The sequence below is a fragment of the Caldisericaceae bacterium genome (genome assembly GCA_036574215.1).
Classification (GTDB): Bacteria; Caldisericota; Caldisericia; order Caldisericales; family Caldisericaceae; genus Caldisericum.
Window position 1 is genome coordinate 1 of the sequence record JAINCR010000004.1, and the last position, 11,640, is coordinate 11,640.

11 protein-coding genes are annotated in these 11,640 nt (G+C 33.9%); 4 read left to right on the top strand and 7 right to left on the bottom strand.

The window, feature by feature from the left end:
- A partial coding sequence (locus K6343_00135) for a hypothetical protein (protein MEF3244382.1) occupies nucleotides 1–427 on the top strand: 427 nt, incomplete at its 5' end.
- Nucleotides 428–433: 6 nt separating this feature from the next.
- On the opposite strand, the gene K6343_00140 is transcribed toward K6343_00135, so the two are convergent.
- Genes K6343_00140 through K6343_00150 form a run of 3 tightly spaced genes read right to left on the bottom strand, consistent with a single transcriptional unit; the run spans nucleotide 434 to nucleotide 3,364 of the window.
- The gene (locus K6343_00140) at nucleotides 434–1,102 is read right to left on the bottom strand and encodes a YggS family pyridoxal phosphate-dependent enzyme (GenBank protein ID MEF3244383.1); all 669 of its coding nucleotides are present in this window, start codon (nucleotides 1,100–1,102) and stop codon (nucleotides 434–436) included.
- Nucleotides 1,086–1,937 carry a deoxyribonuclease IV gene (locus tag K6343_00145; protein ID MEF3244384.1) on the bottom strand — a complete coding sequence of 284 codons (852 nt, stop codon included), beginning with the start codon at nucleotides 1,935–1,937 and terminating at the stop codon, nucleotides 1,086–1,088. Before K6343_00145 ends, K6343_00140 begins: the two co-directional genes overlap by 17 nt.
- A complete protein-coding gene (locus K6343_00150; protein ID MEF3244385.1) occupies nucleotides 1,934–3,364 on the bottom strand; it encodes an RtcB family protein in 1,431 nt (476 codons plus the stop codon). The genes K6343_00145 and K6343_00150 overlap by 4 nt, the downstream gene beginning before the upstream one ends.
- 98 nt (nucleotides 3,365–3,462) lie before the next feature.
- Between K6343_00150 and K6343_00155 the strand changes: the two genes are divergently transcribed.
- From K6343_00155 to K6343_00165, 3 genes are all read left to right on the top strand, one after another.
- Nucleotides 3,463–4,302, top strand: a complete 840-nt coding sequence (locus K6343_00155) for a DegV family protein (GenBank protein MEF3244386.1) — start codon at nucleotides 3,463–3,465, stop codon at nucleotides 4,300–4,302.
- 2 nt (nucleotides 4,303–4,304) lie between these two features.
- The gene (plsX, locus tag K6343_00160) at nucleotides 4,305–5,318 is read left to right on the top strand and encodes a phosphate acyltransferase PlsX (protein ID MEF3244387.1); all 1,014 of its coding nucleotides are present in this window, start codon (nucleotides 4,305–4,307) and stop codon (nucleotides 5,316–5,318) included.
- A 119-nt stretch (nucleotides 5,319–5,437) separates the two neighbouring features.
- A complete protein-coding gene (locus K6343_00165) occupies nucleotides 5,438–6,646 on the top strand; it encodes a PLP-dependent aminotransferase family protein (protein ID MEF3244388.1) in 1,209 nt (402 codons plus the stop codon).
- Nucleotides 6,647–6,682: 36 nt separating this feature from the next.
- Here the strand turns inward: K6343_00165 and K6343_00170 are convergent, their stop codons facing one another.
- The 4 genes from K6343_00170 to polX all read right to left on the bottom strand — a co-directional run.
- A complete protein-coding gene (locus K6343_00170) occupies nucleotides 6,683–7,471 on the bottom strand; it encodes a patatin-like phospholipase family protein (protein ID MEF3244389.1) in 789 nt (262 codons plus the stop codon).
- Nucleotides 7,468–9,468, bottom strand: coding sequence for an excinuclease ABC subunit UvrB (gene uvrB / locus K6343_00175; protein ID MEF3244390.1), 2,001 nt, complete (start codon nucleotides 9,466–9,468; stop codon nucleotides 7,468–7,470). Before uvrB ends, K6343_00170 begins: the two co-directional genes overlap by 4 nt.
- Entirely contained in the window at nucleotides 9,461–10,330 is an 870-nt protein-coding gene (locus K6343_00180; GenBank protein MEF3244391.1) for a carbohydrate kinase family protein, read from the bottom strand. The genes uvrB and K6343_00180 overlap by 8 nt, the downstream gene beginning before the upstream one ends.
- The coding region (gene polX, locus K6343_00185) for a DNA polymerase/3'-5' exonuclease PolX (protein MEF3244392.1) at nucleotides 10,330–11,640 on the bottom strand (1,311 nt) is incomplete at its 5' end. The genes polX and K6343_00180, both read right to left, overlap by 1 nt.

Consider the following 11,640-nt stretch of genomic DNA (forward strand, 5'->3'; position numbering starts at 1 on the left):
AGGAGTTAACTTAGCAATTTCACTTCATTCAGCAATTCAATCAAAAAGGGATTTTTTAATGGAAGGATTAAAACATGAATCCCTAACAGATTTAAAAGACGCACTTCTATACTACATTAACAATACAAAGAATACTGTCACACTTGAATACCTTCTTCTTGATGATATTAACGACAAGAAAGAGGACCTAATAGCACTGGTTAAGTTTGCAAAAATGTTAAAAAATGTAAAAGTCAATTTAATACATTACAATAAGATTGATGGTGTTAATTTTAACGAGTCAAAAAGAGAGATCTTTTTTGAAAAAGAACTATTAAAAAACGAAATAAGAGCGACTTTAAGACTCTCAAAAGGGACCGATGTCTCTGCTGCTTGCGGGCAACTTGCCACACACATTACAACTGACCCTAAAGAATATTACATCTAATTTTTTTCATACTTTCCCTTTTCGTTCACCAAATACAAGTGTTCCAATACGCACAAGATTAGCACCTTCTTCTAATGCAATTTTATATGAATTAGACATACCCATAGAAAGAATAGGAGAATCAGTTCTAAAAAACCTTTTTGCAATAGCAGTATCAAAAATTTGCTTTGTTAATCTAAAATATGGACGTAAGTCCTCTGGATTAGAATAATTTGGCCCCATTGTCATAAAACCAGTTAATCTAATCCAATTAAATTTAGTTATTTCAAAAGACAGTTTAAGTGCATCTTCGGGCATGACGCCACTTTTTTGAGGTTCCCTTCCTGAATTAATTTCAATTAACACAGAAGTTATTTTTCCAAACTTTTCGCTTTCTTTATCTATAATAAAAGCAGTTTCTAATGAGTCAACAGTTTCTATTACGTCAAAAGTTTTAACAAGTTTTTTAATTTTTCTCTTTTGAATACTTCCTATATAGTGCCATTCAACAATATGCCCAATTGTTGAGATTTTTACTTCTGCCTCTTGCAAATAGTTTTCACCAAATACCCTAGCTCCACATTTAATTGCCTCTTGTATTTCCTCAATACTTCTTTCTTTTGTAGCAAGTAATAGCTTTGCCTTGCCATTCAACTCTTGTAGCAATTTTTCAATATTTTCACAGATTTTCCCCATCAATAAGCCTCCTTAGGATAGATAAATTTCTCTTATACCCATCTATATCACCAGGAATCTCTAAGATCCCGCCTAAAGATGAAAACAAATTATAATTGACAAGAAATTTAAATGCATTAATACCAATTTTCCCTAACCCAATTTCTTCGTGTCTATCAAGCCTTTCACCCAAATCCCTTTTAGAATCGTTTAGGTGAAAAAGATTTAAATATTTTAAACCAATCTTTTTGTTAAAATCATAAAGCACATTTTCAAAGGAATCTTCAGTCCTTATATCATAACCTGCAGCAAATACATGACACGTATCAAAACAAACACCCATTCTTGAAGTGTTATTAGTTAAATCAAGCATATCCCGTAATTGCTCGAATCTATAACCAAGAACACTCCCCTCTCCCGCCGTTGTTTCAAGAAGTAAAATGCTTCTTTTTGAATTACTCCTTTTAAATACTTCTTTAATGGCATTACCTACCCTTTTTATGCCATTTATATCCCCTTCACCCATATGAGCGCCAGGGTGAACGACAACATACCTTATTCCAAGTTCGTCTGCCTTCTCAAGTTCTTTTGCCAAATCCGTTATTGACTGCTCTTGTAAGTCTTTATTTGGGCTTGCAAGGTTAATTAAGTAAGAGGCATGAATTGACAGTGGCTCAATATTGTATTCCTTGCATTTATTTTTAAAATTTAAAGAGGTGCTTAAGTCGATATCTTTAGAATTCCACTGCAATTGATTTTTTGAAAAGATCTGAATCACTTCACAAGTCGCAAGCTTCCCATAATAAGGAGAATTTTCAATTCCGCCTTTTATTGAAACGTGAGCACCAAGCCTCATCCTTTTACCACGATAATAGGCTTAGACCTTACAACGAGGTTTGCAAGTCCTTCATTTACAATTGGCTCCACTACAAGGTCAATATTTTTATAAGCATCCGGTGCTTCTTCCCTTACCACTCTTTTATCAGTTGCAAAAAGTAAAATATTTTCATTATCAAGTTCACTCTTTAAACTTTCGAATGTAAATTGCTTAACAGCCTGATGTCTGCTTAAAAGTCTTCCTGCACCATGTGCAACACTTCCAAAGCTTTCTTTAAGCGATTTTTCATTCCCTACCAATATGTAAGAGCCTCTTTTCATATCTCCTGGAAGTAATACAGGTTGTCCAGTTTCTTTATAAAGTCCTTTTAATTTCTTATGTCCTTTTGGAAAAGATCTTGTCGCACCTTTTCTATGGACTAAAAGCGTAAGGTCCTTACCATCAATATTGTATTCTTCAACTTTAGTAATATTGTGTGCAACATCATAGAGGATATCCATCCCCAGTTTTTTATAATCAGAAGAAAACACTTTAGAAAATGCATTCCTTACAAAATACGTTAGAACTTGTCTATTAACCCAAGCAAAATTAGCAGCAGACCCCACTGCAAGTAAATATTGCTGTGATATACTTTCCTTAATGGGAAAATACACAGCATCCCTATCTACCAACTTATAACCAAACTTTTCCATCTGTGGTCGCATCATGTTAAGGTAATCGGTTGCAATTTGGTGCCCTAAACCACGAGAACCTGTATGAATCCAAATTATAATCTGGTTTTTAAACAATCCCCACTTGCTTGCGATCTGCTCGTCATAAATTTCAACAATTCTATCAACCTCAAGGAAGTGGTTTCCAGCACCAAGAGTGCCAAATTCTTCATGCCCTCTATCTACGGCGTAATCACTTACCGTATCTGGGTCAGAAACTAAGTAGCCGTTATCTTCTATATGATCAAGGTCAGATTTCTCGGCAAATCCTTTTTCAACTGCCCATTCAACACCAAGCTTCATTGCTCTTTTTGATTCATTTTTACTGGTTTTTAAGTTAGAGGTCGAACCAAGCCCCGCAGGAATTGTCTTAAATAAAACCTCTCCTAATTTACCAATTGAATCCTTTATGTCATCATAAGATAAATTCGTTTTTATCACCCTTACTCCGCAGTTTATGTCAAAACCAACACCTCCAGGAGAGACAACGCCTTCATCGTAAAGGAATGCACCCACCCCGCCAATTGGAAATGCATACCCTTGATGCATATCTGGCATGCCAATAGCAAATTTAACTATATTTGGAAGGGTAGCAACCCAAACAAGTTGCTCAATAGCCTTATCTTTACTCAAGGATTCAATGAGTTTATCAGAGGAAAATATTACTGCATCTACTTTCATTTCCCCACTTTTCTTAATAACGAACTTATAGTCGGTAAGTTTTTTTATATCCATAGATTTCCCCAATTAATATTATAGCGCAAATTAACGAATTGTTTGATAATTTCATTTTATTTTCTATAATTAAGAAGAAATTATTACAGGAGGTAATAATGATTAAAATAGTAACAGATTCAACAGCTTATCCAACAGAGCAAGAAATAAAAGAACTTGACTTAACAATTGTTCCACTTTACGTAACTTCAAAAGATGCCATTTATAGAGAAAGAGTTGATATCTCAGATGAAGAATTCTACAAAAGATTAAAAGATAAAGAAGAATTTTCTAGATCCCAACCCTCAACTAACAATTTTGTAGAAGCATACAAACCACTTTTAGAAAAGGGTTATGAGATCCTCTCAATTCATATTTCCTCAATACTATCGGGAACTGTTAATGCGGCAACTGCTGCTAAAGAATTATTAAAAACAGATAAAATTACAATTGTTGATTCAAAGTCCTCTTCTGTCAACTTATTATACAAAGTAAAGAAGGCTTCCGAACTTGTGAAAAAGGGGCTTTCAAGAGAAGAAATTAAAAATGAGATTGAGAAAATGCAAAATAAAGTGCATGGCTTTTTCCTTCCAATGAATGTTGACCTACTTATAAAAGGTGGAAGAATAAGCCATTTGCAAGGAAAAATTACAACCGCGTTAAAATTATACTTTATTCTCTACTTAAAAGACGGAAAGATTGAGCTTTATAAGTTCGGTAGAACAAGAAATGGCTCAAAAGAAGAACTTATAAAAATTGCAAAAGAGATTGCCTTAAAAAGTGGTGGTTTTGAAGCTGTAGACACGATATTCAGTGCAAATGATGAAGAAGGTGAAGAGTTTAGAGCAAAAGTGGAAAAAGAAGTCGCAATGCCTGTTAAAAAATACAGAATTGGCCCTGTTCTTGGAACACATCTTGGATTAGAAACCGTAGGCGTTTCAGTTATAACAAAGGAGTAAATATGATTAAAATTGCCGTAGATGGAATGGGGGGAGATTTTGCCCCTTACGAAATTGTTGAAGGAATAAAACTTGCATTAAAAGAGATAAAAGATATAGAAATCATCATCACGGGTGATGAAACTCAAATTAAAAAATTGCTATCAGACTTTAAAGCGGACAACATCCAGATTATCCATACAAAAGATGTAATTACAATGTTTGATTTACCAAGAGAAGCGCTTCTAAAAAAGAAGGACTCATCAATGCACAAAGCAATCGAACTTGTTAAAGAAAAAAAGGCTCATGGCATGGTAACAGCGGGAAATACCGGGGCATACATGGCAATATCCTTATTTACCTTAGGAAGACTTAAAAATGTCTCAAGACCTGGTATTGGAGTTGTTTTACCGTTTGTCGATAACACGCAAGGGGTAATCCTTGATGTTGGAGCAAGCGTTGACATTAGTGCAAGAGAACTTTTCGTGTTTGCCATTCTAGGTCAAGCTTTTTTATCTACTCTTACTAAAAGAAAAGATATAAAAATTGGTCTTTTAAATATAGGAAGCGAAGAAGAAAAAGGAACAAAAGTAATTAAAGAAACTTATAAACTTTTTAAAGAGAACTTTAAAAACTTCGTTGGAAATGTTGAACCACACGAACTCCTCTACCATAAGGCGGACGTTATTGTAACAGATGGTTTTACTGGTAATATACTTGAAAAATCTTATGAAGGCGCAATTGGTTTTACGGTAGATGTGTTAAAGCAAGAAATTAAAAAATCTTTCATAAATAAGATTGGGGCATACTTACTAAAAAATGCTTTAAGAGAAACATTCAACAAACTTAACTATGAACACTTTGGAGGATCACCTTTGCTTGGAGTAGACGGAATTTCAATAAAAGCACACGGAAGATCTAAAAGAATCGCAATTAAAAATGCAATTAAAGTCTGTTATGATCTTGCTAAAAATGAACTCTTAGAGAACTTCAAAAAGGAGTTAGAGAAAATAGACTTAACAAATAATGAACTTTAAAATTAAAAAAAGAGTTTTTATACAACTTTCATTTAAATCAAAAAATTATGAAATTTCATCAAAAATCTTTTTTTGTTATAATAATAGTGACATAAAAGAAAGGAGGCACATTTATAAAAATGTGGCAAGAAAAATTATCGGAACGTAGTAAATCAATGAAAGCTTCTGCAATTAGAGAACTTTTAAAGCTCATTGATTCTCCTGACATCATCTCTTTTGCTGGAGGTATGCCCGACCCAAACTTGTTCCCCAAAGATTTGTTAGGTGAAATTGCAAGAGAAGTTTTTATTAACCATGGTGGCAAGGCTCTTCAATATGGACCAACTGAAGGGGTAAAATCATTTAGAGAAACAATTGTTAAAATGATGCAAGATGAAGGAATCCAAAACGTAACAGTAGACAATGTAATTGTGACAACTGCATCTCAACAAGCTTTATCTCTACTTGCAGAAATTTTTGTAGACCCAGGAGATACGGTGATTGTTGAAGCACCGTCTTACGTTGGTGGCTTGCAGGCATTACAAGCATTCCAAGCAAATTTTGTTACAGTCCCGCTGGATGAAAACGGAATTAGAACAGATATTCTTAAAGAGAAACTTGAGGAGCTAACTAATAAAAACATTAATGTGAAACTCATATACGTAATTCCTAACTTCCAAAACCCAGCGGGTGTGACAATGAGCCTTGAGAGAAGAAAAGAACTTTTAAAACTCTCCCATGAGTACAACATACCCGTAATTGAAGACGATCCATACGGAGAAATTCGTTTTACAGAAGAAAAACAGCCGTCTTTATTACAACTTGACTCCATTGGAAACGTGATCGCACTAAGGACTTTTAGTAAAATTTTAGCTCCAGGTTTTAGATTGGGATGGGTTGTGGGAGATAGAGAAGTTATCACAAAACTCGTTATAGCAAAGCAAGCAGCAGATCTATGCTCACCATCGTCAACACAGTTCATCGCAGACAAGTTCATTAGAGACGGACACGTAGAAGAATATCTAAAGAAGGTAAGAGAAGTTTACAAACAGAAAAAAGATGCCATGCTTAATGCAATGCAAAAATACTTCCCAAAAGAAGTAACCTGGACAAAACCAGATGGTGGTATGTTCGTTTGGGCAGAAGTTCCAGAATACATAAATACAGATGAACTCTTCAAAGAAGCAATTAGAGATAAAAAGGTTGCCTATGTAGTAGGTAGTGCTTTCTACCCTCATGGAGAAGATACAAGACATATGAGGCTTAACTTCACCCTATCAACTTTAGAGCAGATAGAAGAAGGTATTAAACGACTTGGAGATTTGTTGCATTCAAAGATTAAAAAGTAGTCAACTTGGGGGCATAAGCCCCCAATAATTATAAAATTAGACTTTTTCAATAATTTCTAATATCTTTAATATTTCTTTTCTTGCCGCTATTTCTCCTCTTTCTATTACTTGAGATGGTTTCCAAAAATATTCCCAACCAATGTCAAAAACATCAGGATAAAGTGTTATATCGGCGAGTTTACAATTTTCTTTTGCAAGATTAAATTGTAAAATATCAATTGAACCAGAAAAAATATTATAAAAATTAAACTTACTCGGTTTTCTATAAGAGGTTTGAGAAAGATGCCCTTGAAGGTTAACAGCAACAACAAAATCAACACCATAATTTTTTAATGGTTCTACTGGAACTTGCATTGAAAGGCCTCCGTCCATTAAAAGTCTCCCCTCAAATTCAACTGGTTGAAAGAAAATCGGAATTGAAATACTTGCTCTAATAGCTGTTATAAGACTTCCTTTTTTAAAAATAAAAGGCTTACCTGTCGAAAAATCAGTTGCAACAGCAAAAAAATTAGGCGAGAGTAAAGATACTTCAGCATCACCAATATGTTTTGATAAAAAATTGATAACTTTTTTCCCTTTCACCAGCCCCATTTTCAAAGTTGGATCAAATAAAACTGAAAGCACTACCCTCATATCTGAAGAAGATGCAATTCGTTCTATCTCTTTAATGTCTCCTAATTTTGCGTATGCTCCACCCACTAAAGCACCAATACTTGATCCAGCAATCACTTCCGGCCTAATTCCATGCTCAAGCAAAACTTTTAAAACTCCTATATGGGCAAGTCCTTTAGGACCACCACTACCAAGAGCTAAACCAATTTTCATTTCTTCCTCTTTAAATTTGTATTGTGCTTTTTGAACTCGTCAATTAATTTGTTAATTTTGTCTCTAATTTTAATCGCTTCTTCAAAATCAAGAACTTCTGCCTTAAGATGCATTTCCTCTTCCAATTCAGTAATAAGCGCCATAAATTCCTCGTAAGATAAATTGTCAACGTGTATTACATCTAAAATTTCACTTTCCTTTTTCCACGGAAGGTCTATAAGGTCAGTTATTGCCTTTCTAATTGTTGTCGGGGTAATGCCATGAGCCTTGTTGTATTCAATTTGTTTTTTCCTTCTTCTACTAGTCTCCTTAATAGCCTCTGTCATAGCATTAGAAATTTCGTCAGCATACATAATCACCATACCAGACACATTGCGCGCTGCTCTACCCATTAACTGAATAAGAGAAGTTTCGCTTCTTAAAAATCCTTCTTTGTCAGCATCAAGAATTGCAACAAGTGAAACTTCTGGTAAATCAAGTCCTTCTCTTAGTAAATTTACTCCAACCAAACAATCAAAATCACCAGATCGCAAACCTTTTAGTATTTGCACTCTTTCAATAGTTTTTATATCAGAATGAAGGTATTTTGCTTTAATACCGTTTTCTATTAGGTAATTGGTTAAGTCTTCTGCGAATTTTTTTGTGAGTGTGTTAACAATAACTCTTTCTCCTTTTTCTGCACGCTTTCTAATTTCATTAATCAAATCTTCAATTTGCTTACTCCTCTTGCGAATAACAACCTCTGGATCAACAAGTCCCGTTGGTCTTATAAATTGCTCAACAACTTGCTTGCTATTAGAAATTTCAAACTCTGATGGTGTTGCAGAAACGAAAATACACTGATTAACATGCTGCAAGAATTCCTCAAAACGGAGAGGTCTATTGTCCATAGCAGAAGGAAGTCTAAAACCATAATTTACCAATGTTAATTTTCTATCATGGTCACCTCGATACATCCCTCTCAACTGTGGAATTGTAATGTGTGATTCATCAATAAATAAAAGAGAATCTTCTGGGAAAAAGTTTAAAAGGGTGTATGGCTCTTCACCAGGTTTTCTCCCTGAAAAGTATCTTGAATAGTTCTCAATCCCAGTGCAATAACCAACATTTAGAAGCATTTCAAGGTCGTATTTAGTTCTCTCTTCTAATCTTTGAGCCTCAACAAATTTGCCTCTTTTTTTGAAGAATTCTACCCTTATTTTAAGTTCTTCCTTAATTTCATCAACATAACGCCTAATTCTTTCCTGTGTTGTAATAAACTGCTGAGCTGGGAAAAATGTAAAACTAGAATACTTCCTAATAAGGTCATTTGTTAACGGGTCAAATTCAATAATCGAATCTATCTCATCGCCGAAAAGTTCAATTCTTATAGCAGTCTCTGATTCTTTTGGAAATACATCTAAAACATCTCCACGGATTCGAAAAGTTCCACTTTTAAAATTGTAATCATTTCTTTCGTATTGAAGCCGTGCAAGATTCATTGCAATTGTCAGTCTGTTAATCTTTTCTCCAACTTTTACCGTAAAAAGTTGCTCTTTATACTCCTCTGGAGAATCCCATCCGTATATACATGAAACCGAAGCAACAACAATAACATCTTTTCTTTCAAGTAGGGCACGAACTGTTGCATGTCTTAATCTTGCAATATCTTCATTAACATCGGCGTTTTTTGCAATATAAAGGTCAATTTGCGGCACATACGCCTCTGGTTGATAGAAATCATAATAACTTACAAAGTAATGAACAGCATTTTCGGGAAAAAACCTTTTGAATTCAGAATAGAGTTGTGCTGCAAGGGTTTTATTGTGCGAGATAACAAGTGTAGGCTTTTGAACTCTTGCAATCACATTTGCCATTGTAAAGGTCTTACCAGAGCCAGTAACACCAAGTAAAGTTTGAAACTTATACCCCTTTTTTATGCCATCTACAAGTTTTTCGATTGCTTCTGGTTGATCGCCTGTAGGCAAAAAATCTGAGATCAATTTGAACTCATCCATCGCAAAAGCCTCTTTCTACAAAATTAGCAGCAAAGGTATTAGCAAAATTCAAGGCATCCTTATAATTTTCACCACTAACTATAGCTTTTATAAATGAAGCATTAAAAACATCTCCTGCACCAACGAGATTATTCCCTTTTGCATAAACACCTTTAACTTCATATTCTTGAGTTTTTGCAATGAGTCTCGCTCCATTTTCTCCCATCTTTATAACTAATATACCGCCCCTATTTAGAAAAAGTTCTATATTGTTTTTGTTAAAATACTCAATCTCTTTTTGGTTTGAAAAAACTACATGCGAATTGGAAATTATTTTTTCTGCAGTTTCTTTAAAATTGGGTGTCCCTACACAAATCCTTACCTGTGGGTCAAAAAACACCATATTTGAGTAATTTCTTATGTATTCAACAATTTTTATACTCTCTTCCTGTGGTTTCTTTTCCGTAAGCAATCCCCCAGATATATAAGCATAGTCGAAGTGAAGATTGGCATTCATAAAAACATCAAAATCTAAATCAGTATAAGAAGTATTAAGAATATTCGCTATGGTAAAACGTTTATTATCTTGGATAATACTTATTACAACTGGTGTTGGCTTCTCTGAAGATACATCAAAATAATTTATTCCTTTCAAATCCAAAAAATTTCTTATACTCATACCAAAAAAATCTTTAGAAATAGGAGTAAAATAAATAGGAGTTTCTTTTAGGTTAAAAAGTGCACGTGCAAAATTTATACCACTTCCTCCAATATCAATTTTAGATGAGACAGCAACGTTATTATGATCTTCCTCAATATTAAATGAGTTTAGTTTCATGATTACATCAACAGCATTTTCTCCAAACACAAGGACTCTTTTCATTACTCTCTTATGAATTTCTCAAACTCTTTTTGTGAGAAAGTGTTTATAATATCGGACTTTCTTAACCAAGCACGCCTTGCAACACCAACACCAAACCTCATATTCTCAAGAGAATCAACCGAGTGAGCGTCTGTTCCTACTGAAATTTTCAAACCATATTCATAAACAGCTCTTTTTGCATTAACTTCATTTAAATCAAGCCTATCAAAGGATGCGTTAATTTCAAAAACTTTGTTGTATTTTTTTGCAGTTTCAAATATTTCATCAATATTAAGACTATATTCATTTCTCCCATTTATTATTCTTCCCGTTGGATGAACTATAATTTTAACTTTAGGCATTTTTAAAACAGTTTTTAAGCGCTCTGTTATCTCGTCTTTAGTCTGATTCATTCCCGTATGAATACCAGCAAGACACAAGTCGAAAAAAGATAACTCACTTTCGGGAAAATCAACAGAACCATTTGAAAGGATATTCAATTCAACACCTAAAAAAATTTTAAAAGGGTGAAGTTTCTTGTTTAATTTTTCAATTTCCTCTTTTTCTTTTCTAAAGTCAGGTATGTCTAACCCACCTGCAACACTAAGAGCTTTTGCATGCTCTGTGATAACAATATATTCATAACCTAATTCAATTGCTTTTAATGCCATTTCTTCAATGGTATTTGCTCCATCGGAGTATTTTGTATGCATATGGGTGTCACCTTTTATATCGGTATAATCGACAATTTTAGGTAATTTATGTTCTAAAGCAAGCTCAACTTCTCCTGTATCCTCTCTCATCTCTGGTGGGACAAATTGCATACCAATTGCTTCGTAAATAGACTCTTCTGTTTCTCCTGCAAATTTTTTATTAGAATCAAGTTCAAACAGTCCATACTCATTAAGCTTGTAATCCTTCTTAATTGCAATTTCTCTTAATCTAACATTATGGTTTTTTGAGCCAGTAAAATACTGAACTGCTGCACCAAAGGATTCGTCTTCAACTACTCTTAAATCTGTTTGTATTCCCTCAATTGTAATAATAGATGATTTTGTATCACCTTTTGCAATCACTTCTTTAACAATTGGCAAAGAAGTAAAAAAATCCATTACTTCTTTAGGTTTGTTAGAAGTTACAAGGATATCAATATCTCCTATTGTATCTTTCATTCTTCTTAAACTTCCACAAATTAAACATTTTTCAACAGGTGTATTCTTTTTAAGCGATTCTATAATTTCCTCTGCAATTGGAAGAGCAATACCTATTAAAAACCTATTACTACTTTTATCTCTTAAATTATTAATTCCTTCAAGAATTTTTTGTTCGGT

Excerpts from the sequence above, each read along its gene's own strand:
- K6343_00140 (MEF3244383.1), bottom strand. The coding sequence starts at position 1,102 with ATGGGGAAAATCTGTGAAAATATTGAAAAATTGCTACAAGAGTTGAAT.
- K6343_00145 (MEF3244384.1), bottom strand. The coding sequence starts at position 1,937 with ATGAGGCTTGGTGCTCACGTTTCAATAAAAGGCGGAATTGAAAATTCT.
- K6343_00150 (MEF3244385.1), bottom strand. The coding sequence starts at position 3,364 with ATGGATATAAAAAAACTTACCGACTATAAGTTCGTTATTAAGAAAAGT.
- K6343_00155 (MEF3244386.1), top strand. The coding sequence starts at position 3,463 with ATGATTAAAATAGTAACAGATTCAACAGCTTATCCAACAGAGCAAGAA.
- plsX (MEF3244387.1), top strand. The coding sequence starts at position 4,305 with ATGATTAAAATTGCCGTAGATGGAATGGGGGGAGATTTTGCCCCTTAC.
- K6343_00165 (MEF3244388.1), top strand. The coding sequence starts at position 5,438 with ATGTGGCAAGAAAAATTATCGGAACGTAGTAAATCAATGAAAGCTTCT.
- K6343_00170 (MEF3244389.1), bottom strand. The coding sequence starts at position 7,471 with ATGAAAATTGGTTTAGCTCTTGGTAGTGGTGGTCCTAAAGGACTTGCC.
- uvrB (MEF3244390.1), bottom strand. The coding sequence starts at position 9,468 with ATGGATGAGTTCAAATTGATCTCAGATTTTTTGCCTACAGGCGATCAA.
- K6343_00180 (MEF3244391.1), bottom strand. The coding sequence starts at position 10,330 with ATGAAAAGAGTCCTTGTGTTTGGAGAAAATGCTGTTGATGTAATCATG.